The sequence below is a fragment of the Pedobacter psychrodurus genome, assembly GCF_004331735.1.
In the GTDB taxonomy this organism is placed as follows: domain Bacteria; phylum Bacteroidota; class Bacteroidia; order Sphingobacteriales; family Sphingobacteriaceae; genus Pedobacter; species Pedobacter psychrodurus.
Map to the genome: position 1 here is coordinate 1 of NZ_SJSO01000013.1, position 26,386 is coordinate 26,386.

Annotated in this window: 23 protein-coding genes; 12 read left to right on the plus strand and 11 right to left on the minus strand. The window is 39.2% G+C overall.

What is annotated here, in order from left to right:
• Positions 1 to 208, minus strand: a 208-nt coding sequence (locus tag EZ456_RS25360) for a hypothetical protein (RefSeq protein WP_205945114.1), incomplete at its 3' end; no start/stop codon positions are given.
• Between the two features lie 615 nt (positions 209 to 823).
• On the opposite strand from EZ456_RS25360, the gene EZ456_RS15460 reads away from it, so the two are divergent.
• Both EZ456_RS15460 and EZ456_RS15465 read left to right on the plus strand, forming a co-directional pair.
• The gene (locus EZ456_RS15460) at positions 824 to 1,300 is read left to right on the plus strand and encodes a DUF3347 domain-containing protein (RefSeq protein ID WP_131531628.1); all 477 of its coding nucleotides are present in this window, start codon (positions 824 to 826) and stop codon (positions 1,298 to 1,300) included.
• Between the two features lie 14 nt (positions 1,301 to 1,314).
• Positions 1,315 to 3,606 (plus strand): multicopper oxidase family protein, encoded by a 2,292-nt coding sequence (locus EZ456_RS15465; protein ID WP_131531631.1) that lies wholly within the window; start codon positions 1,315 to 1,317, stop codon positions 3,604 to 3,606.
• 117 nt (positions 3,607 to 3,723) lie between these two features.
• On the opposite strand, the gene EZ456_RS15470 is transcribed toward EZ456_RS15465, so the two are convergent.
• From EZ456_RS15470 to EZ456_RS15480, 3 genes are all read right to left on the minus strand, one after another.
• Positions 3,724 to 4,128 carry a type II toxin-antitoxin system VapC family toxin gene (locus tag EZ456_RS15470; protein WP_131531633.1) on the minus strand — a complete coding sequence of 135 codons (405 nt, stop codon included), beginning with the start codon at positions 4,126 to 4,128 and terminating at the stop codon, positions 3,724 to 3,726.
• 2 nt (positions 4,129 to 4,130) lie between these two features.
• Entirely contained in the window at positions 4,131 to 4,370 is a 240-nt protein-coding gene (locus EZ456_RS15475) for a hypothetical protein (protein WP_131531635.1), read from the minus strand.
• Between the two features lie 70 nt (positions 4,371 to 4,440).
• On the minus strand, positions 4,441 to 5,400 hold the full coding sequence (locus tag EZ456_RS15480; protein WP_131531637.1) for a hypothetical protein: 960 nt from the start codon (positions 5,398 to 5,400) through the stop codon (positions 4,441 to 4,443).
• A 210-nt stretch (positions 5,401 to 5,610) separates the two neighbouring features.
• Between EZ456_RS15480 and EZ456_RS15485 the strand changes: the two genes are divergently transcribed.
• From EZ456_RS15485 to EZ456_RS15495, 3 genes are read left to right on the plus strand one after another with little or no spacing between them, the layout of a single operon-like run.
• Positions 5,611 to 6,708, plus strand: a complete 1,098-nt coding sequence (locus EZ456_RS15485; RefSeq protein WP_131531639.1) for a fatty acid desaturase family protein — start codon at positions 5,611 to 5,613, stop codon at positions 6,706 to 6,708.
• Positions 6,698 to 7,756 (plus strand): fatty acid desaturase family protein, encoded by a 1,059-nt coding sequence (locus EZ456_RS15490; RefSeq protein WP_131531641.1) that lies wholly within the window; start codon positions 6,698 to 6,700, stop codon positions 7,754 to 7,756. The genes EZ456_RS15485 and EZ456_RS15490 overlap by 11 nt, the downstream gene beginning before the upstream one ends.
• 18 nt (positions 7,757 to 7,774) lie before the next feature.
• Positions 7,775 to 8,368, plus strand: a complete 594-nt coding sequence (locus EZ456_RS15495; protein WP_131531643.1) for a hypothetical protein — start codon at positions 7,775 to 7,777, stop codon at positions 8,366 to 8,368.
• A 241-nt stretch (positions 8,369 to 8,609) separates the two neighbouring features.
• Here EZ456_RS15495 and EZ456_RS15500 read toward each other — a convergent pair whose 3' ends face one another.
• The 3 genes from EZ456_RS15500 to EZ456_RS15510 all read right to left on the minus strand — a co-directional run bounded on the left by EZ456_RS15500 (position 8,610) and on the right by EZ456_RS15510 (position 10,992).
• The gene (locus tag EZ456_RS15500) at positions 8,610 to 9,794 is read right to left on the minus strand and encodes an MFS transporter (RefSeq protein ID WP_131531645.1); all 1,185 of its coding nucleotides are present in this window, start codon (positions 9,792 to 9,794) and stop codon (positions 8,610 to 8,612) included.
• Positions 9,795 to 10,124: 330 nt separating this feature from the next.
• Positions 10,125 to 10,319 (minus strand): hypothetical protein, encoded by a 195-nt coding sequence (locus EZ456_RS15505; RefSeq protein WP_086544764.1) that lies wholly within the window; start codon positions 10,317 to 10,319, stop codon positions 10,125 to 10,127.
• Positions 10,320 to 10,407: 88 nt separating this feature from the next.
• Positions 10,408 to 10,992, minus strand: a complete 585-nt coding sequence (locus EZ456_RS15510) for an RNA polymerase sigma factor (RefSeq protein ID WP_057933765.1) — start codon at positions 10,990 to 10,992, stop codon at positions 10,408 to 10,410.
• A gap of 258 nt (positions 10,993 to 11,250) precedes the next feature.
• On the opposite strand from EZ456_RS15510, the gene uvrA reads away from it, so the two are divergent.
• From uvrA to EZ456_RS15535, 5 genes are all read left to right on the plus strand, one after another.
• Entirely contained in the window at positions 11,251 to 14,064 is a 2,814-nt protein-coding gene (uvrA, locus tag EZ456_RS15515; RefSeq protein WP_131531647.1) for an excinuclease ABC subunit UvrA, read from the plus strand.
• A gap of 8 nt (positions 14,065 to 14,072) precedes the next feature.
• Positions 14,073 to 14,726, plus strand: coding sequence for a LysE family transporter (locus EZ456_RS15520; RefSeq protein WP_131531649.1), 654 nt, complete (start codon positions 14,073 to 14,075; stop codon positions 14,724 to 14,726).
• Between the two features lie 653 nt (positions 14,727 to 15,379).
• On the plus strand, positions 15,380 to 16,222 hold the full coding sequence (locus tag EZ456_RS15525) for a metallophosphoesterase family protein (protein WP_131531651.1): 843 nt from the start codon (positions 15,380 to 15,382) through the stop codon (positions 16,220 to 16,222).
• A 16-nt stretch (positions 16,223 to 16,238) separates the two neighbouring features.
• Positions 16,239 to 17,078, plus strand: coding sequence for a hypothetical protein (locus EZ456_RS15530; RefSeq protein ID WP_131531653.1), 840 nt, complete (start codon positions 16,239 to 16,241; stop codon positions 17,076 to 17,078).
• Positions 17,079 to 17,102: 24 nt separating this feature from the next.
• Positions 17,103 to 19,544, plus strand: coding sequence for a bifunctional YncE family protein/alkaline phosphatase family protein (locus tag EZ456_RS15535; protein WP_131531655.1), 2,442 nt, complete (start codon positions 17,103 to 17,105; stop codon positions 19,542 to 19,544).
• 583 nt (positions 19,545 to 20,127) lie between these two features.
• On the opposite strand, the gene msrA is transcribed toward EZ456_RS15535, so the two are convergent.
• Together msrA and EZ456_RS15545 are read right to left on the minus strand one after the other, a co-directional pair.
• The gene (gene msrA / locus EZ456_RS15540; RefSeq protein ID WP_131531657.1) at positions 20,128 to 20,616 is read right to left on the minus strand and encodes a peptide-methionine (S)-S-oxide reductase MsrA; all 489 of its coding nucleotides are present in this window, start codon (positions 20,614 to 20,616) and stop codon (positions 20,128 to 20,130) included.
• A gap of 671 nt (positions 20,617 to 21,287) precedes the next feature.
• A complete protein-coding gene (locus EZ456_RS15545; RefSeq protein WP_131531659.1) occupies positions 21,288 to 21,935 on the minus strand; it encodes a LexA family transcriptional regulator in 648 nt (215 codons plus the stop codon).
• A gap of 101 nt (positions 21,936 to 22,036) precedes the next feature.
• Between EZ456_RS15545 and EZ456_RS15550 the strand changes: the two genes are divergently transcribed.
• The gene (locus EZ456_RS15550) at positions 22,037 to 23,215 is read left to right on the plus strand and encodes a hypothetical protein (protein WP_131531661.1); all 1,179 of its coding nucleotides are present in this window, start codon (positions 22,037 to 22,039) and stop codon (positions 23,213 to 23,215) included.
• Positions 23,181 to 24,032, plus strand: a complete 852-nt coding sequence (locus EZ456_RS15555) for a HEPN domain-containing protein (RefSeq protein ID WP_131531663.1) — start codon at positions 23,181 to 23,183, stop codon at positions 24,030 to 24,032. The genes EZ456_RS15550 and EZ456_RS15555 overlap by 35 nt, the downstream gene beginning before the upstream one ends.
• 119 nt (positions 24,033 to 24,151) lie before the next feature.
• Here EZ456_RS15555 and EZ456_RS15560 read toward each other — a convergent pair whose 3' ends face one another.
• Positions 24,152 to 25,030, minus strand: a complete 879-nt coding sequence (locus EZ456_RS15560; RefSeq protein WP_131531665.1) for a hypothetical protein — start codon at positions 25,028 to 25,030, stop codon at positions 24,152 to 24,154.
• Between the two features lie 3 nt (positions 25,031 to 25,033).
• Complete coding sequence (locus EZ456_RS15565) at positions 25,034 to 26,281, minus strand: YdcF family protein (protein WP_131531667.1); 1,248 nt, start codon at positions 26,279 to 26,281, stop codon at positions 25,034 to 25,036.
• Between the last annotated feature and the right edge of the window lie 105 nt (positions 26,282 to 26,386).

Consider the following 26,386-nt stretch of genomic DNA (forward strand, 5'->3'; position numbering starts at 1 on the left):
CACCTTCAAGAATATCATCATGTTCCAATCGCTTGTTCGATAGCATACGATAGAAGGCAGCTTTTAAGGAATGGGTTGGAGCTAACCGATTGATGACTGCTGTTCCCGAAGATAATAAATCTGACAAACAATTTTCTAATCTAACTGCAATACGACTATCTGATAAAAAACCTTTATAAACACCTGAATAACAATGATCTAACATCATTAAAGATACAAAAAATAAACCACAAATAATTGATAATCAGATCGTTATAATATGTTTTCTATAAATAAATGTGTGTAAAGATTAGCTCTTTTAGAGGGGTGTCCGCAGGACGGGGTGTTCTATTTGTTCTAGCCGGTCAGGCCTTTTTCTTTTTGGCATCAAAAAGAAACAAAAAATGCCGGCTGAAAATTTTTCTTTAGAGGTCAGTGGTGTGGCGGGGTCAGCAGAATCCGAAAAATTTGTTAGGCCGGATTTAAGTGGAACGGGGATATGGTGCTGTGGCCTAGCTGGATGGAAATGTATAATGTCGCAAATATCTTATTAGTAAGTAATTGCAAAATAACGTCAATTAAAGCTTAGTCGAAGGACCTTACTTATAAAAGGCTAATTGTTAAATCGCTCAATCCACGCCAACCGCTTAACGCCAAAACCGTGGCCCGACTGTAAAAGCGATAATTATATAAACATTTTCGGTAAAAGTGTAACATCCGGAAAGGCCATACCGCTAGCTTTGTTTAACAATAAAACCCTGCTCTGGTTGCAAAGCAAATTAAAAATGCAGCTCGCTAACTGGTATCAGGAAATACTTTGGTAACAATTTAACTTAAACACAAAATGAAAACGTTATTTAAATTATTGACAATCAATATCCTCGCGCTAATTGTGGCTGGCAGTTTGTCAGCGCAAGAAAAAGCAGCGTCAGTTAACCCTTTGCAGGCTTACTACGATGTTAAAGATGCCTTAATTAGTAGCAATGCAAGCACAGCGGGCAACAAGGCTACTGTATTAATTAACGCCATAAAAGCCAACGAAAAAACCAACGCTTCGAAAGTATTGCGTGATAAAATATTATTTGATGCCGAACACATTGCCGAAAGTAAAGATATCGAACATCAAAGAGGTCATTTTGCCTCCCTGTCGACCGATTTTTATGCCTTGGTAAAAGCAGTAAAACTTAGCGAGGAACCCATTTATTACGCTTATTGTCCAATGAAAAAAAACTATTGGTTAAGCGAAGGCGAGGCGATAAAAAACCCGTATTATGGTAATAAAATGTTAACTTGTGGCAAGGTTGCCGAGGTACTTAAATAAAACATAAGCCAAAAATGAAGTTTATTTTAGTTTGTTGCCTTAGTATTTTGCTCAGTAATTTTGCTTTTGCCCAACATCAGCACAACGAGGTAGAAGCAGCTGCCCCCAAAAAAGCCCCTCAAAAAGCAAGTGCTATCGAAACTTTAAGCAACAACAGGTTGCCAAGGCTTGTTCGCTATGATTTGTACATTGCCGATACAACGGTAACTTTTGGCGGAAAACCTAAACGAGCCATTGCGGTTAATGGGCAAATACCGATGCCAACGCTAACCTTTACCGAGGGCGATACAGCAGAAATACACGTGCACAACAGGCTAAAAGAGTCAACTTCATTGCATTGGCATGGGCTATTTCTCCCTAATCAATATGATGGGGTTCCGTATTTAACCCAAATGCCTATTGAGCCCAATAAAACCCATGTTTACCGTTTTCCTATTATACAGAATGGTACCCATTGGTACCATAGCCATTCGGGTTTGCAAGAGCAAATTGGTATGTACGGTGCTATGATTTTGAATAAAAGGGACGAACTGGCTATCCCTACAGTACCTGTTGTGTTAAGTGAGTGGACCAATATGATGCCTCACGAAGTTGATCGGCGATTACACAACGCCAATGATTGGTTCGCGATAAAAAAAGGTACAACACAAAGTTATGCTGAGGCCATAAAAAGTGGACACTTTAAAACCAAGCTCACCAACGAACTGAAACGGATGACCGCTATGGACGTGAGTGATGTATATTATGACGCATTTTTAGTAAATGGAAAAAATCAATACCAGGTACCAAACAACCTTAAAGCAGGTGATAGGGTAAGGTTGCGCATTGCTAACGGAGGAGCATCTACCTATTTTTGGCTCACTTATGCCGGTGGTAAAATAACAGTAGTGGCCAATGATGGTAACGATGTAACACCTGTAGAAGTAGATAGGCTGATTATTGCCGTTTCTGAAACCTATGATGTAGTGGTAACCATTCCCGAAAATAAAAGCTACGAGTTTTTGGTAACACCCGAAGACCGTACCAAATCAGCCTCGCTGTGGCTAGGCAGTGGGCGGAAAGTGCCGGCTCAAAAATTACCCAAATTGAAATATTTCGAAGGCATGAAAATGATGAACGAAATGATGGATATGAACGGCAATCTGGTGCAGATGGAAGGCATGAAAATGCAGAACCAGATAATGGATATGAATACCGTAATGTATGCTGAGCTGGACGATGCTGGGACAGATACAGCTGTTTCTGATGCACACAAAGGCCATAGTATGCGTGATGTTAAAGCCGTAAAAGGGCCATTAACCACATTAAATTACGACATGTTGCGCTCGCCTGAAAAAACGGTTTTGCCTAAAGCCTCAACCCGGCAAATGGAGTTTCAGTTAACGGGCAACATGAACCGTTATGTTTGGACTTTGGATAATAAAACCATCTCCGAAGAAGATAAAATCCTTATCAAAAAGGGCGAAAACCTGCGGATCATTTTATATAACAATAGTATGATGCGTCATCCTATGCACTTGCATGGGCACGATTTTAGGGTAATTAACGGCCAGGGTGATTATGCTCCTTTAAAAAATGTACTCGATATCATGCCTATGGAACGTGATACCATTGAGTTTAGCGCTTCAGAAAGTGGCGATTGGTTTTTTCACTGCCATATTTTGTACCACATGATGAGCGGGATGGGTAAAATTTTTAGTTATGAAAACTCACCACTAAACCCCGAGATTCCGAACCCTAAACTGGCACAGCGAAAACTTTTTGCCGATGATAGGATGTTCCATTTTATGGCCGAAAACGATTTTGCCAGCAACGGAAACGACGGTATGGCCATGTTGGCAAATACGCGTTGGAGTATTGGAGCCGAGTGGCGCTTAGGTTATAATAAAATGCACGGCTTTGAAACCGAGACGCATATTGGCCGATATGTAGATAGAATGCAGTGGTTAATGCCTTTTGTGGGTTTCGATTGGCGCTATCGGAAAATGGAAGCTGGCGAACAGGAAAGCAATATTTTTGGCCAAAAAAGTACAAAGGATAAAAGAAGTATGTTTAGTGTAGGGCTTGCCTACACCTTACCCATGTTGGTCATAGCGCAAGCAGAAGTGTATCACGATGGTAATGTTCGTTTGCAGTTAATGCGGGAAGATATACCGGTTTCTAAGCGCTTAAGGGCAAGTTTTATGGTAAACAGTGATAAAGAATTTATGGGCGGACTTAAATTTATTGCCACTAAATACATGGGTATTTCTGCACACTATGATAGCGATATGGGTTTTGGCGCAGGTTTAACGCTTAATTATTGATTTAATGTTTTTTGCTCGGGTATTTTGGTTAATGGTTTTGTATTTGTCGAATTTAGCAATAAAATCCATTAGAATTTTGTCAGTCACCACAAGTCAAACTGATGTTATAAGCTGATGCTATTTTCGGTCAAACCAATTTTCTATTTTTATACCGTCCAAACGTTCAAAATCCTTTATATTATCTGTAACCAAAGTTAGTTTATTCTCAATTGCTGTGACGCCAATAAATAGGTCGAATTCGTCGTGTATGGGTTTGCCTATTTTTCGAAGTCTAACCTTCTCTTTTGCGTATCGTTTAATTGAACCATAGATTGGTACAATTGAAAGTCCGCTTACAAATGCGTCAACAGCTTTATGTGATTTTGCCGGGTTATCGCTATTCTCCGCACCGTACCGAAGTTCTGCAACTGTTATTTCTGAAATGAAACAATTTTCTCGTCCTTTTTCTCGAATGCGCTCGTCTAAATTTAATTTCCCTCGCAAAAAGAAAACACAGATGCTTGTATCAAGTAGATACTGCATTATTAGAATTTGATTTCTTTACTCCTAAAAAACCTGCTTGATTTAATGTCCTTTATAATTTTCTCGCCTGATTTTTCTTTAGAAAAAGCCCCAAATGATTTGTAAAATTTATTGTCTTTTGTTGTCTTTTCGGTTTTTAATGACTTTGAAAGACTTTCTATTAATTCAATTTTACTTAAAGAGCTGAGACCCTCAAATAATCCTGAATAAGTTTCAACAATATGTCTGTCAGTATAACTCATTTTGCTTTTTTAGTAAAGTTACGATTTTTTTTGTCATGCCCAATGAGTCGTGCCCATAACATGCAAGAAGTTAGTTGTTTGTAATCTCCCTCAACAATTTATCGCATTCAGCAAAGGCGTTATACAGATATTTATTGCGGTGTTTTTCTCCCTGACCGCTAAAGGAAACCGATTTCATAATCAGGCCTTGCATCCATTGTTTGGTTTGTTTGCAATAGGCCTGGTCTTCGGTTCTTAAATAATTAAATGTATTAAACCTGTTGTAGCAGGCCATACGGTCTTTAAAATCGACCAGGTAGGCAATGCTTCCCAGTACATCACAATTGTACCAGTTAAAAGTATGGCTTGGGTCGATGGTTTTTTTACTGCTAATGGCATACATATTCATATCGGTAAGGCAATACCTTACCTGTTCTACAATTTTGATGGCCAGTTCGGTATCAGTAAGGTGCCCGGCTTCGAATGCATACCTGATCTGTTCGAGTGTGCCTGTTACGGTATCTTTAGACCATATTTCGGTGCTTGGTATTTTCAGATAAGTAGCGTGAAGCTCTTGTGAAATTTTAATAATCTCCTCAGATAGGAAGGAGGAGCTGAATGGCATTTCGAGATTATTGGCACTATTTGCCCAAAAGAAGAGCTTAAAACTGGTGAGTTCGGGATACTTGAAAAAATGAAATAATGGGATATCGTCGGTTGTGATGGTGATGTGTTTTTTGCCACTATTCCTGATTGCCTTAATGTTATCCAATAAGTTTCGGAGATAGCTAATCATATCTAAATCTTCATTTACACTTAAATAGCTAAAAGTAACGGATAACGATTGTTTCGGGCTGTATAGGAATGGGACGTCAAAACAGTCAGAAAGTTTGATGATTTGCTGGAAAGTAAGGTTGCTGTCGCCCCTGATTTTCTTATAAGCCTCATTGGTACTTATTCCTAATTCTTCGGCTACACTCAGCGCCAGATTTTGGTATTCGGGCAGGGCTGATTTAATCGCCTGAAAAAATAATGCTTGCTGATTATCCATAAAGATTAATTTATGAGTTGAGTGATGTATATTTTAATAACTATTGGAATTGTTATAGGATGTTAATTTATAAAATATAATTTATAATCTCCAATGGAGTTAAAATATTTACTTTAAGGGTATTTTTAAAGTTGTGTGTAATCTATAAGGTTAATTAAGGATTGTTTAGTGCTTTAGATTTGGTAAACAATTTAAACCTGAAATATCAAGATGAACAAATTAAGATTTATAAAAGATGAAGGCTCCGAATTCTATAAAGAATTGAACGAGCAAGTGGAACAATATTTTATTCAAACCGGAATGAAAAAGACGGGAAACATAAAGATGTTTTTCAAGATCTTCCTATACTTTGGTTTGGATATCCTATTCTACACCTTAATGATTACCAGCCATTCGGTACTTGCATTTTATGCTTTTTACCTGTTGATGGGCTTTTCGGTTTTGTTAACTGCTTTTAATGTTTCGCACGATGCTGCCCATGGCGTGGCGGTTAAAAGTAAGTTCTGGAACCAGCTGTTGTTTTCGTTGAGTTTTAATCTGCAGGGTAATAATGCTTATGTATGGGGCAAGAATCACAATGAATCGCATCATTTATATACCAATGTAGAAGGTAGTGATATCGATGTGCTGAACAACCCGCTGTTTAGGATGACCGAATCTCAGCCTTTACAATGGTACCATCGGTATCAGTTTATTTATGCACCATTTCTATATCTCTTTTATTCCATTAACTGGTTCTTTTTTAGGGAAACCCTGATGTTGTTCAATTTATCGAGCCGAACCATTAAAGTGGAAATCCCTCGCGCTGAGGTCATAAAGTTAGTAGTATATAAACTCTTGTATATAGGTTATATGGTTGTTTTGCCTGTTTATCTGTTGCCTTTCGGTTGGACGGTCATTCTGATGGCTTTCCTGCTGAACCATTTTATCATTTCCCTGTTGTTTGTATCGGTCTTGGGCGTTGCACACTTATCAGATTATGTTGCTCACCCTGTGCCCGATGAAGATAATCAGTTAAATATGAGCTGGCCGAAACTGCAGTTGCTTACTTCTATAGACTACCATGCAGAAAGTAAATTTTTAAACTGGACACTAGGCGGTTTTAACGCTCATGCCGTACACCATTTGCTCCCAAATGTTTGCCATGTGCATTACCTTAAAATTATTCCAATTTTTAAGGCGCTGGCTAAAAAACATAAGCTTACTTATATGGAAATGTCGTATGGCGAATCGTTAGCCTCGCATTTCAGGTTTTTGAAAATGATGGGCAGAAGTGAACGCTTAATCCCGATGCGATATGAAGGATAAACATATTCATGTAGCGGCTGATAGTCAGTTGCTAAAAGCAATATACAAACGTGTGGAGCAGGAACTGGTGATCGATAAATCTGCATTTATGAGAATGATTGCTACTAAGTTTCTGGTATATTTCTCGCTCACGGTATTTGCCTATTTAGCCTTGTATAAAATTGCCGATCCGATGGGTTTCGTAGGCTGTTTTGTAATATATGGTTTTATCTCGTTGCTCTTTGCCTTTAACTTTTCGCACGATTTTTCGCACAATACCATTTTTAAAAGCAAGCGGCTTAACCACATCTGCTTTGTAGCTATTTATACATTGGTTGGGGCGCATGCCGAGGCGTGGAAACTGAGGCATGTTAATTCGCATCATTATGCACCAAATGTGGAAGATTATGACTCAGACCTTAAAATATCGAAGCTGATCCGCGTGGTGCCCGATAGTAAACAGTATTGGTTTCATGCTTACCAGCATTTATATGCGCCATTGGCTTATACTACTTATTCTTTGTTCTGGATTTTTATCAAAGATTTTGTCATCCTCCTTAGCGATGATGGTTATGCCGTTAAAAAGGGTTTTAAGTATTACCTATCTTTTGTGCTTCAGAAAATAATGTATATCAGTTTGTTGTGGGTATTGCCTATACTTTTTTCGGCTCAGCCATGGTACGTGGTCGTGTTTGGTTTTTTGATGATGCACTTAAGTCAATCACTGTTTCTGCTGTTTACGTTTTTTATGACGCACCATGTAGAAGAAACGCAATATCCGAAGGCAGATGCGCAGGGTTATATTAATGCTTCGTGGTTAATGAACCAGATCAAAAGTTCTAACGATATGCATCCGTTTAGTAAAACGGCGAACTTTATTTTGGGTGGCTTTAACAATCATATTGCCCATCATTTATTTCCGCATTATCACCATGTATATTACCCACAGATCAGTAAAATATTGTACGAAATGTTAAATGAAAACGGCATAACACCCAATTGCACGAGTTATTTCGGTGGAATAAAATCTCATTTAAGATTGTTGAAGAAAATGGGAAAAGCAGCTTAAACTTTATATAACCAGGTTATGAAATATTTAATGATATGCTGTTGCATGCTCTTTTTTATAGATGCTTTGGCACAGCAAGATACTTTACATCAAAGGCGGAAAACCTATTTTGGCCTCGGTTTTAGTTTGGGTGGTGGAGGAAACAGAGGACTATATGGTGATGTGGATTTTTACCTGCAGAAAAAAAATAGTTATATCTCACTTAAAACTTCAGCGATAGAGCGTATCAAGATCTTTTATTTTGGCGGTTTGCCAGAGCCTCGTATTTCTGATATCGGTATTTTAGTGGGCAAAAGTTATACAATTAATCGGCGCCATTATTTTAAGTTTGGCGCCGGGATTTCATTGGTTGATCAGATAAGCCGTGGTGCATTTCTGTATAACGATTGTGATCGGCCTGGCGGATGCCTTTTTAGTAATAATGTATATGAAACGATCAGAAAAAAAACGATCGGGTTACCGCTTGAAATAACGTACGGCCTTTATTTGGATAGGACAGCAGCAGTTACCGTTGGTTTTTCGGCGAACCTGAACAATGTACAGTCTTTTTATGGGATATCCGTTGGACTGGTACTAGGCAGGTTGAAAGATAAAGTAAACCGCGAGTATTAGGTGTAAATGGCTTTAATCACGATAGACCTAGTTTTAATACGGTGGATTTTATTATCGGCAAGACCTTTCATTATAAACCTGATGGGAACGACAGCCCGAGCTTTTTCTGCGAGGCTACAGTGTACAGCAGGACTGACTATTTTTGCTTTCGCTAACCTATGTTTTCCAAAAAAAAACTGCAATATTATAGATTGCTTCACCCCATCACAAAGCACCGCTTCGTTCGCAATGACGAATATTTTTAATGAAAAGAAGTAGCGGGTACTTTTACCTGTTCGGTTACTCCCTGATTACTTTTTATCAGCCAAAATGCAAAGATAGAACCAACTAAAGCCATTGCGGCACCAACATAGGCTGGCGAGGTATAATCGAAGCCATATACCAGGGGAAGGCCGCCAAAGAAAGCACCCAGGGCATTGCCGATATTGAAACTGGCCTGACTTGCCGAAGCGGCCAACATTTCGGAGCCTTTGGCACTCTGGATCATTAACATCTGTATTGGAGCAGCCAACGCAAAAGATACGGCGCCGGTAACAAAAGTCATAATTAAAGCTAATGGCTGACTTGCCGATACGAAGTGTACAATGGTTAAGGTAATCACCATGGTTAGTAATAGGGCCGCCGATGCTTTTGCAGGCGAAAATTTATCGGCCAGTATGCCGCCGATGTAATTGCCACATAACATTCCTAAACCAGCTAACATTAATATATAGGTTACTGCATTTGGCGAAAAGCCTGCAACATCTGTCATTAATGGGGCGATATAACTGTACCAGGTAAATAATCCACCTGTTCCGATCGAAATCATAAAAATGATAATCCATGCTTCTCTTTTTTTGAAGAAACTTAGTTCGGCTTTTAAATCGCGGTTTTTGGTGGCTTCTAAAGCTGGTAACCATAATTTTAAACTTAGCAAGGTAACGAGGCCCACAAATACGACAACGGCAAAAGAGATTCGCCAGGAGAAATTGTGACCAATAAAGGTGCCCAAGGGTACGCCAACAATATTGGCAATGGTTAAGCCCATAAACATTAATGATACAGCTTGAGCCGCTTTCCCCTTTTCGGCTATTCTGCTGGCCACTACCGATCCCACGCCGAAAAATGCACCGTGTGGTAAACCCGAAAGCAACCGGGCAATGAACAGGGTATTAAAAGTAGGGGCAAATGCAGAGAAGGCGTTGAAAACCGTAAACATGATCATCAAAGCAATCAATATCATTTTTGGTGGGTATTTACCCGCGATCATAATCAATAATGGAGCGCCGATTACCACACCTAATGCGTAAGCGGAGATTAAATGTCCGGCTTGTGGAATCGTTACTGCTAAATCTTTTGAGATATCGGGTAATAAGCCCATCATAACAAATTCTGTTATTCCGATGCCTAAACCGCCTAAAGTAAGTGGGAGCAAGTTCTTGTTCATAGCGTGCTTAGTGTTAAAATTACACTATGTAAAGTTAAGGCTTTTTATTTTAGGGGATTGTAAAAATTAGGCCATTTATAGAAACATGTAAGATGGAAGAGGTAGGATGGGAAATGGAAGATTCATTGCTGATTGTTTCATTGATAGTCAATGGCTCATAGCCAATACCACTAACAGATGTGAAGCTGAGGTATTGAATATGAACTAATGGCCAATGAATTATTACTGCCAAAATCCCTACATCATCCATTTTACATCTCACATTTTCCATAACAAAAAAAGCTTGTCCCACCCTGTGGAACAAGCTTTTTTGGCTCATGTAAAGATTTACTACTTTGTTCTGCTGTAAGCTAAAATCTTGTTGATGGTTTCATCTTGAGGATTTTTAGCCAGTCTATCTAACTTACCTTTTATTTGATCATAAAATAAGTCGATTTCTGCGTCCGATTCAATATCAGTTTTAGGCTGAAACATGTTAGGTGTAGGTAAATTTACATTTGTTTTTGATGTAGAGGTTTTTGTCATAAGCAACTAAATGTGATAAGTTTTATAAACTTAACGATAGTTCAGATGCTTTATTTCGAGCCTCAAAAAAAAATATGTAACATTTTTACTACCCTTTGTAGGTCATCTCCTTTGTTTTAAGCATTTTACGCAAATTACTGAGGGCATAACGCATGCGGCCCAAGGCTGTATTAATGCTCACATCAGTTAAATCTGCTATCTCTTTAAAACTTAAATCAGCGTAATGGCGCATGAGGAGCACTTCTTTCTGCTCATCAGGCAATAAATGGATCATTGCTTTTAAATCTTTATGCGTCTGGTCGCGAAGCATTTTATCTTCTGCGCTTTCGTCATAAAAGTGTAGCATATTGAATACATCCATTCCATCAGCACTGGTGATGATTGGTGTTCTCTTTTCTTTTCTGAAATAATCTATAACCAAATTATGGGCAATACGCATTACCCAAGGTAAAAACTTACCTTCTTCGTTATATCTTCCTGATCGCAGGGTGTTAATTACTTTTATAAAAGCATCCTGAAAAATATCCTCCGCCAGATATTGGTCTTTTACCAATAAGTAGATAGAGGTATAAATTTTACTTTTATGTCTTCTTAAAAGTTCCTGCAATCCATTCTCGTTCCCGGTAATATATACCTTTACCAGGTCCTGATCATTATATGATTGTAAATTCATAGGTTTACCTACACTAAATCCCGTACTATTTGCTAAAAATTAATTTGTAGATGTTTAATTTCTATAGCTTCTCTCCTATGTTTTTTGAATGTGTTAGTTTGGTTTTGAGGTTGTTAATATCCAAAGGAAGTTATTTTTTTATCAAAAAACAAAAAATAAAATGTTAAAAAATAAATTAACCATCTCAGTACCCTATTTTTGTATGTTCTTAAAACCCTAACAACATTCTGGGGTTATACATTATATTCGTTACCATACATGAGCAAAAAAGAGGCCGAAAAAGATCCGCATAAAAATATTATCATTAAAGGTGCCCGTGTGCACAACCTAAAAAACATCGATGTTGCCATTCCAAAAAACAAGCTTGTGGTGGTAACAGGTATGTCTGGTTCGGGGAAATCTTCGCTGGCATTCGATACTTTATATGCAGAGGGGCAACGCCGATATGTAGAAAGTTTATCTTCTTATGCCCGCCAGTTTATGGGCCGGATGAATAAACCCGATGTTGATTATATTAAAGGTATTGCTCCGGCAATTGCCATCGAACAAAAGGTAATTACTTCTAACCCTCGTTCTACCGTTGGTACTTCTACCGAAATTTACGATTACCTCAAACTGCTTTTCTCGCGTATCGGTAAAACCATTTCTCCTGTTTCGGGCAAAGAAGTGAAAAAGGATTCGGTAAGTACGGTGGTAGATTATGTAAATGCCATGCCGGAGGATACAACGGTAACGATTTTTTGCCCGCTGTACCCACACAATAACCGTACGATTAAGGAAGAACTGGCTATTTTATTACAGAAAGGATTTTTACGCGTTCTGATCAATGATAAAATAGAAAAAATAGAAGCGGTTTTGGACGATGCTGATTTTAAAGATGCAGAACTTACTGATGATAAAACGGTTCAGATCCTGATTGATCGTATTGTAACCAACCAGGAAGAAGAAACATTAAGTAGGTTGGCCGATTCGGCACAGACTGCTTTTTTTGAAGGTAAAGGCGATTGTTATGTAGAAGCCCAGGGTACAACGAAACATTTTAGCGATCGGTTTGAACTGGATGGAATAAAATTCGAAGAACCTACGCCGAACTTTTTCTCTTTCAACAACCCTTATGGCGCCTGTAAACGCTGCGAAGGTTATGGAAACGTAATCGGCATTGATGAAGATCTGGTTATTCCTGATAAGAGCAAAAGTGTTTACGATAATGCTATTGCCCCTTGGCGTGGCGAAAAAATGAATGTTTGGCTGCAGAATTTTATTAAAGCTGCCCCGAAATTCGAATTCCCGATTCACCGACCATACAGTGCCTTAACAGAAAAAGAACAACAGTTACTTTGGACAGGGAATAAATATTTTGCAGGCCTGGATGCTTTTTTTAAAGAACTGGAAGAGCAGACCTACAAAATTCAGTACCGCGTAATGTTATCACGTTATCGTGGTAAAACCACCTGCCCTGATTGTAAAGGTTCGCGTTTGCGTAAAGATGCATCTTATGTGAAGATAGCTGAAAAGTCGATTATCGATGTGGTGCTGATGCCATTGGCCAAAGCCCTGGTTTTCTTTAACGAGCTGAAATTAAACACCAACGATACCAAAATTGCCAAACGTTTATTGGCTGAGATTGATAACCGTTTCCTTTATTTAAACAATGTAGGTTTAGGCTACCTTACCTTAAACCGTTTATCGAATACGCTTTCGGGTGGAGAATCGCAAAGGATTAATCTGGCAACTTCATTGGGGAGTAGCCTGGTGGGTTCCATTTACGTTTTGGACGAACCGAGCATCGGATTACACCCACGCGATACCAATAAACTGATTGAAGTGTTGATTTCACTCCGCAATGTGGGTAATACGGTTATTGTGGTAGAGCACGAGGAAGAAATGATGCGTGCGGCCGATTACATCATCGATATTGGTCCTGAAGCTGGTACTCATGGTGGTAATTTGGTTTTTAGTGGTAATTATGAGGAGATTTTAAAAGATAAAAACAGTTTAACAGGTCGTTACCTGGCAGGCATAGAAAAAATTGCCATTCCAGATAAACGCCGAAAATGGAAAGATCATATCCTGATTAAAGGAGCGAGGGAAAACAATCTCCAGAATATCGATGTGAAGTTTCCACTGGGTGTTTTTACTGCAGTAAGTGGCGTTTCAGGATCGGGCAAAACCAGTTTGGTTAAAAAAATCCTGTATCCGGCATTGCAAAAAGCGATTGGAAACTACGCTGGTGAGCAAACTGGGGCTTATGATGGCATTTTTGGTAATTACGACCTGGTAAGCGCTGTAGAAATGGTCGATCAGAATCCGATTGGCCGTTCGAGCCGCTCTAATCCGGTTACTTATGTAAAAGCCTGGGATGATATCCGTGCCTTGTTTTCGGGCCTGGCATCGGCAAAAGCTGCGGGCTTAAAACCAGCTGCTTTCTCTTTCAATGTAGAAGGTGGCCGTTGCGATGTTTGCCAGGGTGAGGGTGAGGTGAAGATCGAAATGCAGTTTATGGCTGATATTTACCTGCCTTGCGAAGCTTGTAATAGTAAACGCTTTAAACAACAGGTTTTAGATGTAACCTACAAAGAGAAAAACGTATCCGAAATTTTGGATATGACCATTGAGGAAGCTGTAGAATTTTTTAAGGATGAGCAGAAGATCCTCAATAAATTAAATCCATTGGTTGATGTTGGCTTGGGTTATGTACATTTAGGCCAATCTTCTAATACCTTATCGGGTGGTGAGGCGCAACGTATTAAACTCGCTTCATTTTTAATTAAAGGAAATAATGCCAATAAAACGCTGTTTATCTTTGATGAGCCGACTACTGGTCTGCATTTCCATGATATTAAAAAACTGTTAAAAGCACTGAATACTTTGATCGAACAAGGGAATACTATTTTGGTGATCGAACATAATATGGATATGATCAAATGTGCCGATTGGGTAATCGATATCGGTCCTGAAGGGGGCGATGGCGGCGGTCAGGTGGTATTTGAAGGTATACCAGAAGATTTAGCGAAGGTAGAAAAATCGTACACCGGAAAATATTTAGCATCGCATTTAAATTTAAATCCATAATTTCGGCAATGCTTTTTCTAACGTTTTTCATAGGCATCATTCTCAATGCCATGGGTTATATTCCCCCAGGCAACATTAATCTTACCGTTGCACAGCTCGCCATTAACAAGGGCATGCGGCAGGTTTGGTACTTTATTCTTTCCTTCTCTTGTGTAGAAGTGTTTTTTACCTTTGGTATGATGCGTTTTGCCCGCTGGGCCATGAGCGATATCAATCCAAACGAGGCCGTTAGCGAAGTACGCTTAAGCACTTTAGTCGATTGTTTTATGATCGTGATGTTTTTGGTGATGGGTACCATTACCTGGAAAAATCGAAAAAAAGTGCCTAAAACAAGTAATACCAAAGAAGATAAGCGCAGCGGAAGTGTTTTATATGGGTTAATTTTAGGGATACTAAATCCTGTTCAGATTCCATTTTGGCTGTTTTTTGGCAATTATGTAATTTTACACCAATGGATCGAAACCGATTACCTCTCATTAGTAATCTTTAGTTTGGGCTCTGGCGTTGGCTCTACACTAGCGCTTTACCTATATGCTCATTTTGCAACCTATATTCAGGAGAAGTTTACGTTAAGCAGCTTAATTATCAATAAATCGATAGCGATATTCTTGTTTGCATTGGCAGCTTATCTGGTTGTGAAACAGGTCATCGTTATTTTATAGCATTGTTTGCTGAAAGTCCTTCGACAGGCTCAGGATGACATGCGCTTGAGTTTTTTTTAAAAATAAATAATCGATCCTTTTTTAATTGTCAGTCTGAGCTTGTCGAAGACCCAAAGGTAAGATACCGTAGATGAATGATTTTAAAATAACATTCATTGAATTTTTTTATTACAAACCAATTCTTTTTCGTGCTGTGAGGACACATACCGAGGAATGGGTCTCTAAGTATCGTCATCTCGACCGTGGTGGAGAGATCTTTTAATATAGTCCAAAGATCTCTCCGCTACGCGTTGCTCCGGTCGAGATGACGACCCTTATATTGGAATCTATCAATGGTAGCTCGTCGAAGATGGAACAACACGTTTTATTTTTTGAAAAGCAGGTTTCGTTAGTTTCAATCACTAATCCAAGGTCTGTGTCCTTACCGACCTTCAAGTTGGCTTTTATCAAGTATTCAATAGGAAGAAATTATTTGCTTTTCGTTCTGTGAGGACACAGACCGAGGAATAAGCTTAGGAAGATATGCGCATGATTTCTGTTATAAAATTGATACACAATTACGCTTCGGTTAACCTAATCATAACATTAAATTTATGTTTAAGAAGCCATACTAAGTTAATATTGGGCTTTGATATAAAACATATCTTATCCTTATGTCTAACAGACGATTTTTTCTGAAAAATAGTTTGGCCGCTGCTGTAGTGGCCAGTATTTCGCCAGTTTTTTCCTCATTTGCTGAAGAACACACAGCCCCCGCCAGATCGGACAAAGCACCTAAACTGCGTTTCGCGATTGCATCCGACGGGCATTATGGCCAACCCGGAACAGAATATAAACTGCATCACGAAAATATAGTAAAGTGGTTAAATGAATCACATGATAAAAATCCACTCAATTTTGTGATTATTAATGGAGATCTTGTTCACGATCGCCCGGAACTATTGTCAGAAGTAAAAAAAGAATATTACGATAAACTTAAAGTTCCTTTTTATGCCATCCCGGGTAACCACGACCATGCTGATGCAAAGATCTGGAAATCGGTTTTTGGATATGAGGACAACTTTTCTTTCGAAAAAAATGGAGTAGGTTTTGTTTTGGCCAACACTTCTGATACCAAAGGAACTTATTTATGCCCCAACAATGATTTTTTAAAACAGGAACTGGATAAGTTTAAAAATCTGAAAACTGTTTTCGTGGTGCTACACATTCCCCCTCATTTCTGGGTGCCCGAAAGCCCTTTTGTAGAATGCCCGGATACGATTAAGCTGCTGCATAGCTATGCAAATGTAAAAGCAGTATTCCATGGGCACGACCACAGTCTCGATGCCGTTTTTTATACCGATAAACTGCCGCATTTTTTCGATGCACACATTGGTGGAAACTGGGGTACAGCCTATAAAGGTTACCGCATTGTAGAGGTTAATGAAAATGATAAGATCCTAACTTATCAGGTAAATGCAAGTCAATCGCCGTTATTAAATGAAACCAAATTTTAATTGATAAATCATCGCAATGAAAAAGACATTTTTGATGCTCATTTTTGCCGGTGCCGTTTTAAACTGTGCCGCCCAGCAAATAGGTGAAACCAAAACTGATATCAAAACAGGAACCGATGCCGTTCAGCCCTTTCTGTTTTCGCTGAATACCTTAACCGCAGAAAATCCCCGTTGGAATATCCACTATTCAGGGAGTTATGGTGAAAGAACCAACGGGCAGTTTGGTTATGATGGCTTAGGACAACAGTTTGGTGTTAAAGGATATTTAGGCAGCAGGTTCACCTTGTATGCAACAGCAGCAATCGGTTTTGCCAATTCAGGAGGCGTAACCTCTGCCGAACAAGCTGAGGTGATTAGAGATTTAGTGGGCGGTAAAGGCATATCCGGTTTTAGGTTAGGTGCTGGTTTAGGCTTAAGCAGAGACTGGTCGAACGTTGGCTCAGCGATTAGCAGGATCACCGCTTCATTTGATCGAACAAATTGGAGAATAGGGGGTAACCTTCGCTTTGAAAAAGCTTTTGATAAAACCAGAGATAAATTGGATTTTATTAGCAGTTTTGGCTATCAATATCGCGTTTCTAATGTTTTATACCTTGGTTTCGAAGCTTTGGGGCAGGATTTGGAAGGATTTTGGGAGAAAGATGAAGCAGAAGGTGGTGCAAAGGTGATGATCGGGCCATCGATCAACCTGGAACCAAACCATTCGAAACTTTCATTCTCTATTTCCGGCGGACCTGTTTTTTATGCGACCCGTAGCCAGGTAATCCCATCAGAGGCCATCCGCGAAATCGGTTCGGTAGCATCGGGCAATGGCTACACCATCAGGGCCCTGGTTAATTTTAATCTTCAGCGTTAGTGCTGTTATCTTCAATTTAAGAAAATGAAAAAATCATTCCTATTACTAATACTGTGCTTCTTTTTTGTCCAAAATGGATTTGCACAAAGGCCAGGCAAAAACGAAAGTACTCAACAAATTTTATTGCCAAATGGATGGAAACTGAGTCCGGCAGGGCATTCGCTGCAATTGGGCGATCTGCCTTTAAATATGCAGTTGAGTGCTTCGGGTAAATATATTGCCATTACCAACAACGGACAAAGTACGCAGTCGCTGCAACTGCTTGATGCCAGAACAGAAAAAATTATCGATGAAAAAGTACTGAGCAAATCTTGGTATGGTATTGCTTTTAGTAAGGACGAAAAACACCTGTATGCTTCAGGTGGTAACGACAACTGGATTTTGGATTTCAACATCCAGAACGATAAACTTGGCAAGAGCGATACCATTAAATTGGGCCCGATCTGGCCGAAAGGGAAAATCAGCCCCGCGGGTATTGTGGTAAATAAAAATAACAGTAGATTGTATACTGTTACTAAAGAGGATAGTAGTTTATACATTATCAATCCCACAGAAAAGCAGATCCTGAAAAAAATTCAGCTTCCTGCAATTGCCTACAGTTGTGTTTTATCTGCCGATGAAAGTAAACTATATGTTTCACTCTGGGGTGGGAAATCTATTGCCGTTATCGATTTGGTATCAGAAAGTATCTCACAACGCATTCCTGTTGGCGATCATCCAAACGAACTATTGCTTAATAAAAAAGGAAATATTTTATTCGTAGCCAATGCAAATGATAATACCGTTTCGGTAATCAATACTTCAAACAATAAGGTAATCGAAACCATTGCTACTACACTTTATGCCACACAGTTAACAGGTTCTACCACCAATGGTTTAGCCTTAAGTACCAACGAGAAAACTTTGTACATTGCCAATGCAGATAACAATTGTTTGGCCGTTTTCGATGTAAGCAAGCCTGGGGTAAGCCAGAGCCAGGGTTTTATTCCGGTAGGCTGGTATCCAACAAGCGTTAAGGTTTTGGGATCGAAAATTTTGGTTACAAACGGTAAGGGTAATACGCCTATGGCCAACCCTCAGGGACCACAACCGATTTCTAAAGTAGATAATAGTGGTTACCACATGGGCAGTACGTCCAATAGCAGACTGCAGTACATTGCTGGTTTATTTAAGGGAACGTTATCTTTTATTGATGCGCCAAAACCTGAGCAGTTGAAAGTATACACCAAGCAGGTATATGCCAATACTCCTTTTACCGATAAGCGGACTATTACTGCCGATGGTGAAGCTGGAAATCCTATTCCACGTAAACAAGGAGAAAAATCGCCCATTAAACACGTTTTTTATATCATTAAAGAAAACAGAACCTACGATCAGGTGCTTGGCGATATGCCAAAAGGAAACGGCGATTCTACTTTAACTCTTTTTGGTAGAAAAATTACACCTAACCAACATGCCTTTGCTGAAAATTATGTGCTGCTCGATAATTTTTATGTAGATGCAGAGGTAAGTGCCGATGGACACAATTGGAGTATGGCCGCATATGCAACCGATGTGGTAGAAAAAACCTGGCCAACCAGTTATGGCGCGCGAGGCGGAAGTACCACCTTCGAAGGTGGTAGACCGGTTACCTATCCTAAAGGTGGTTTTATTTGGGATTATTGCCAAAGGGCGGGGGTAAGCTACCGCAGTTATGGTGAGTTTGGCGATTATGGCAAAGCGAATATTAAATCGCTGCAAGGCCATATATGCACTGCTTCGCCGGGTTTTGATATGGATATTAAAGATCAGGTGCGGGTAGATGCCTGGCAGCATGATTTCGATTCGCTATTGGTTGCAGGTGTTGTACCTCAGTTTAACACTTTAAGAATATCTAACGATCATACCAGTGGACAAAAGAAAGGAAAATACTCGCCACAGGCCGCAGTTGCCGATAACGATTTGGCTGTAGGCCGCATTTTGGAGCATTTATCGCACAGTAAAATCTGGAAAGAGTCTGTTGTTTTTATTCTGGAGGATGATGCACAAAATGGACCTGATCATGTTGATGCACACCGTTCGCCGGCATATGTGGTTGGTCCTTATGTAAAAAGAAATACACCTGTTCATACGATGTATTCCACTTCAGGATTTTTAAGAACAATGGAACTTATTTTAGGTCTACCGCCAATGAGCCAATACGATGCTGCTGCTATGCCGCTATACGAATGTTTTACGGCAACGCCCGATTTTACGCCCTATAATGTGATTCAGCCGCTTATCGATTTAGATACACGGAATGTGGCGGTGAATGAGAGCAGCAGACGTTCTGAACTGTTCAACTTTGCCAAAGAAGATTCGGCACCAGATTTAGATTTAAATGAAGTGGTGTGGAAATCGGTTAAAGGCGAACAATCGGTCATGCCAGCACCAAAGCGGAGTGCTTTTGTAATTCTCGAGAAGAAGAAAAAAGATGATGATGATTAGGTTGCTAATCATCATCTCGCTTTAAACAAAAGGGCAATTTTCGATTAAGAAAATTGCCCTTTTGTTTAAGAGTGAACGTCATTGCTTCCATGTGCTGTGTCTTCACAGAACATTTATTTGTCTCTATAAATTATATTAAAGATCTCTCCACTGCGGTCGAGATGACGAAACCTTGCATCCTGTCACCCTCACTCTAATATTTTTCTAAAAAGCTGAACCCTCAGGATGACAAAAAAGGATTTCCGCGGCATCCGATAGCTATCGGATCAGGTTTAAATTGGTAATATTTGCTACTATTGAAGGTTGGTAAGCATGATGCAGATCGATGGATCGTATTCCAACATTGTGCAGCCCCAAATAGCATTGCCTACTGCGGCCACCTAAACCTGATGGCAGCGGTCCCGATTTAAGCACTATTCTTTTATTTTTTATTGTGTGCTTGCTTGTTTCACAGGTTTTATCAGGATTAAGCGAACAGCAGGGCAGGATAAACTGAAATGCTACTGTATCTGATTTCCATAAAATGAAAATGATTCTCCTGCTTTCTGCCAAATTGCTTCGTGCTTCGCAATGGCGATTTTATTTATAATTTCCAGTCTGCTCTTTCGAAGTGGCAAGTATAACCGTAAGGATTTTTCTGTAAATAATCCTGGTGTTCTTCTTCTGCGTTCCAAAAATCGGTTTCGGGTACTACTTCGGTTACAATTTTGCCTGGCCATTTGCCAGAAGCATCCAGTTCGGCAATTAATGCATTGGCGGTGTCTTTCTGTTCTTCACTATTGAAAAAAATAGCTGAGCGGTACGATGTACCCACATCATTTCCTTGTCTGTTGCGTGTGCTTGGATCATGGATCTGGAAGAAGTATTCTAATAATTTACGATAAGTTAAAATAGTTGGATCAAAAGTAACTTCAATGGCTTCGGCATGTGTACCATGGTTCCTGTAAGTAGCATTGGGTACATCGCCACCAGCGTATCCAACAACTGTTGAGATAACTCCAGGGTAATGACGGATCAGTTCTTCTACTCCCCAAAAGCAGCCGGCTGCAAGAATGGCTTTTTCAGTATTCATATATCTTTCCTTTTTAATTAAATAAAGGTACGACGAAGATGTGTAAAAGGAAAGTAAAGAAGGGGGCTACTTGTATGACTTCGTCGGCAAGTAATATGCCAATCAATAGGATAAATCGGTTCTGTATTAAAACTATCGATTTCAATTGGAGCGCAAGGCCTCTGTTAAACAGGAAGTTTCTTCCCGTTTTACGCTTATACGCTTTCCCGAAAGTTCGGGATGCCCCGTTGCTGTAGGGTAACGCTGCAACCGGGGCTAGGTAGCTAAGACGGTTGTTTCATTTTGAGGTTGCAGGGGGCACAAGCCAAGGAGTTTTAAAGTCGCATTGGGAAGTTCTGATCGTGCGGTCGTCATGAATCGTCATTGCGAGAAGGCTTTTCAGCGGACGAAGCAATCTTTATAGCAGGGATCATTAGCATGAAAGATTGCTTCGTCGTTCCTCCTCGCAATGACGATCCATCGCAATAAACTATCCCTCAGGATGAAGATTTATAATACAACACCTATATGCCTTTTTAAAATCTGCGAAAATCTGCTAATCTGCGGGAACCTTTTTTTATTTATTCCGGCTGATTTAAGATGATAAGCGCAGAATCCAGTTGGCTGTTTGCAATTTTTAATGCCAGTCTACCATTAATCAATTTAGACAGTTAACCGATTAACCCACATCATTAAATAACATTCCGCGTAATTTTTCCTTTGATGATATAAAGCGATTCTATGTTTTTTTTATCAATCACCGTATCGCCTTTAAAATTTGGATTTGAAGCACGGAGGATTAATTTGGTATCATCGGTGTGCTGAAAAATTAGTTTTATGGTACGTAGACTGTTACTATCTTCATCCGTCATCACCACATAAGCTTCGCCCCATTGTAGAATTTCGTAATTGGTAATTTCTTTTATGGCTATAATTTCGCCTGCGGCATATTTGGGGTACATGCTATCGCCATAAACCGGTAAATAAGCCGTGCAATCGTTAAAAGGGAGGTAATTTACCAGGTATTCTGCCCGTTGTTCTTCTACCAGGAGATCTTTAGCATCCGATAGGCTCATATCGAAATAGGGAACGCCCTCTTTGCTTTCGTTAACGCCTGGCTTCTTTTTAAAAAACGGTTCGCCCGTTCCGTTTTCAAGCCATGTTAAATTTACGTCGAATTTAAGTTCGAGTTTATCTTTAATCGCATTGGATACATTGACTCTTTCTCTTAAAATATCCGATAAGGAGCCTTGCTTAATATTCAAAGCGGCTGCAAAATCTTTTTGAGTTTTAAATCTAAGTAAATCCATTAAAGTTTTTAAACGCTCATTTTCATTCATAAACTAAATATGTTAATAAGTTTTATGTATAATTTATAGTTTAACTTAATTTGTTTTGCTAAATTCGTTAGCTAATATAATCATTTAAAAAATATACGGCTATGGAAGGGAACTCAAATTTTAAAAAAGAAACGATGGTATTTATTGATGCCATTGAAAGCTTTTTTTTATCAAATGGTGTAGGCTATCATTTGAATTTTTTAAAAAACTGGTTAAACCCACCTCAAAACGAATTCGATTATTCGCCGCAAAAGCATCCTGCAAAACTGTTGGGTTTTTACGAAAAACTGTTGCCGCTATTCGATTATTCGGATTTAATTTTTAATCGGAGTGAAACCGATATTGCTTTTGTAAAGGCTATTGAGGCCGATGAATGTAGTTTAGAACGCGAATCGGTTCTGCTTGAATATTGTCCGAAATTATTGAGCAAAGTGGAGATGAAAAACCCAAAACTTACCTTCTTAGCTATTTTTATATTCTTTCAATCGGATAACTATAAGTTTATTTACAAAGAATGGTTGTTGGCCGGATTGGAAAATAACCTCGATCTGGATTGGGATCAGTATATTTTTCCGTTTTACGAGAATACCAAAAAAATGTTGGAGGCTTGCTGGCTCATCCACGAAAGGTTAATCACTAAAAATAGTTTTAAAAGTATCGATCGCTATTACCATATGGCCATGTTCGAAAGTACATCGCCTTTGGCTTTTGATCAGGAATTATTTGATGATCCATTTAAGGCAATTGAATTTTTTTTTAGTTTGGATAACCTTGCAGGGCACAAAGCATACCTCAAAAAATGGTATAAAATTGCCTTATCAGAAGAGAACCGTGTAAGTGATGTTGCCGATTATTTTTTCCTTTATAACCAGTTTACAAAATTGCTTAACACTGGCTATTTAATTGCAACCAAAAAACTAACTTATCAAGGGGCCTTGCCCGAGGGGTTAGTTACTACTAAAGATCGCTTTATTGCAAGCGATGCGTATCATAAAGGCCTTTACGAAGTAAATACACTACCGGCCGAACACATCGAAAACCCTTATCGGTTTGTGGAGTCTTTTTTCGTTCCCGAAAAAATTAAACAGCTGCGTTTAGGTCTTTTAGAGTGGTTATATGCTGCGTTTAGTACCAGGAGCAGCATTAAACTGATGGATAAGGAATTTTTATTTGAGCAGTATGAAACCATGCTGATGATCATGGAGGCTTTTTTTCTGATGATCGGTAATCCTTCACTAAGTGATAATGTTAACGACGAAAGGGGCCATTATGCGGAATAAATCATTAAATCTTAGCCATAGTGCCTTAAAAGAAGAAACCGTAATGCGCTTATTAAAGGGCATTACAGCTGCGGTACCCATTCAATATATTTATCTTCATACCAGCTTTTTTGCAGGTAAAGCGGTGCAAGAAATGCTGATTATGGTTTCGTTTAAACATGTGCGCATTTTAAACGAGTTAACACCAGTATTAAATATTGTATTTAACGGGCAAATGGAATTTACTTATCGGGTTTTCCATGTGCACGAGGTTGAGCAGACTTTGCTAGCGGGGAGTTTGTTTTTTTACTATGCCACTGCAGCTCAAAATTGCTTATTTAGTAAATCTGGAAGTTTTCTGGACTGTGGTGCACCTAGGCTCATTGCAGATCGGGTTAGCAGCACCTATCAATGCGAAACTAGTAAAGCCAACAAATTTTTATCGGGAGCCAATTTCTATTTTAAACAGCGAAATTTCGAATACTGCACTTTTATGTTGCACCAGGTTTTCGATTTAATGTACCGGGCCATTGAAGTTTTGGTCATGGGAAAGGATAAAAAAACGCATCGCATTAAAACCCACCAACAGTATATTAAAGCTTATGTAAAGCAGCTTTCTGAACTATTTAATCATGATGAGGAAGAGCTTTGTCTGTTGCATTTGCTTGATGAGGCTTATCTGGCTGTTCGGTACGAAAACAATTACGAGATCGGTGAACCAGATGTGATACGCATGCTTGAAAAAGTAGATTTATTATATATTGTTGCAGAACAGGTTTATCAGGGAATTATGAATAATCATTTTGATCAGCAGGTTGCTGAAATGCGTATTGGTTAATCGTTACTGGTAAAATTACTGATGAGCTAGCAACCACTATTAAATTCTGTGTGCTTTATTCATTGTCATTATATTTTTTATCGTATTTATTTGCACTACTCCATTGATCGTATCTCGGATTAAGGTTTGCTCCAGCTAAAATCCATAAAGCTTACATTGTTTTTGCGCGAAGAACTTACCGCAATTCCGCTATCAGCACTATCGGTAAAGGTGAAACCTTCCAATTCATCAGCTTTGTCCGTATCAATTACTGCTAAAACAGTTTCATGTCCACTTGAAATGGATTTATCCAGATCAAGAAAAGTTAACCGCCATTTACGCCCCTCAATCTGGTTCTGGATTAACACCAGTATACCTTTATCGGCAATCCAATGTAGGTTTTGTACCCATGGCGAGCAGGTAAATTTTTTATAAAGGACTCCCTTTTCGCTGGTTTTATTGGCTTTTGATAGTGCTTTTGGATCATACAAGCGAACTTCATTTGCTTTATTGCCATAATCGGCTGTTGCCACAAACCATTTGCCTTTGTAATTTACATATTCGGGCCGTGTACCTTGTATGCATGCATCATCTTCAATGGTTTTAATCAGGTTTCCCTCCAATGTTTTGGCTTTTAAAAAACCTTCCCAGTTAACGCAGTTGATTACCGCTTTCCAAACCGTGCCTTCGGCATTTTGCCTTACCGAATTACCCACAAATGTTGGTAAACCTCTACGGTATGCGATACCTGTAGGATGTTTGATAATGTTCTCTCCCTTTACTGTAAATCTATATTCCTTATTTTGATAGATTAATGAGTCTTTTTGGAGTTGATATTCACGCATTACACCAACTTCTCTATCTCCATAAAGAAAATACCGCCCATTCTGGTAAGAAATTCCCTGGCAAGCCCCTAGTGAATCAACTGTAATATTTTTGGTGATCTTTCCATCTGTTTTATTGTATCTGGCTACAAAAAACATGACGATCAACAATAAAATTGGATTTAATGTTTTCATAAACTAAGGATCTAAAGGTTCATCAAAATCAATCTGTAAAGAAGCTGTATTTAAGTAGAATTCAGATTCTGTATCGCTTATACGTTTTCCATTTTTGTAAGGATAATAACCGAGTTCTTTTTTGCAACGCTCGGGCAGGAGATTGGTAATGCTGTAGCTTTGCGACCTTACGGTACAGGCCAAACCAGGTTTATCAATTGGCATACCGTACCTAAACATCAGCCTAGCACAGTTGCGCAGATTGGTGGTGGTATGGCGGGCATGTGGCTCCATAATAATGGCACTTTCAGGTATTTGGAGCTTCTCCATTAAAAATTTCTTCATTTCGTACGCTTCGCTAAACTTGGTTTTATAAGGGTGAACACGTCCGCCAGATACCACAATAAATGGTGCTTTACCCTTTTGGTATTGTATGGCCGCTAACCGACAACGGATCATCCCACCAGGACTTAGTGCAACTTCCTTTTCTTCTGGGCCAGCACCTGGTACTAAAATCACACTATAAGGGTATTTCTTCCAATCTGTTTTTTTGATCTGGTTAATGGCTGCCAGGTTTACGCCCTTAACCATTGGCTCATAATCGGCGGCATCATTCCGCTCATTCAGTTCCAAAGCTTCAAGTGCAAATTGCATGCTAGGCTCAAAAAACAGATTATTATTGCTTTGTAATGCTAACGAAGCACTGGCTGCTGTAAGTTCTGCAAACGCTTTGTCCTTTAAGCTAAAGCTGATGGAATCTATCTTAGGATAATTGGGTTTATTCCCTTCCACATACACGCCAATGGTATAATTAACAGCATTGGCATCTTGCTCCCAGGCTTTAACCAAAAGCGTTTTGTGTTGTTCTTTGGCAAACATGGCATAACAACCTGAGGGGATGAGGTGGTTTTTTACCAAATTTCCCAATGGATTATTTTCTGTATAAAGCAGGGCCAAACGGTTCCCAATACTGGCTATTTCCTCATTGGTAAATTTTAAAGCCTTGGCGTAACAGGCAATATCTGTTTTGCAGGTTTTCACCGCTTCATTTACCTGTGCCGTTTTTAGTTTGTAGAGGTTATTCAGCGCTGTATCTGTGCTCAGTATTTTGCGTAGCTCGGGCAGTTGCTGAAAAAGGCTAAGCAGGTAATAATTTTTGTACTGTACCTCATTTCTGGTCTTGATGAGCTGATAAGACTGCATGGGCACATCCTGTGCAAATAAGCCCTGGCAAAACAGGCAGAACACTAAAAACGGGTAGAGGAATTTCATTCGAAAAGTTTTAGAAACAAACATCGGGTTTAGGCATTAAACAAAGATTAACATCATGTTATCTCTTTCGGAAGATTAAAACGGGGTAGTAACATCATTATGGTG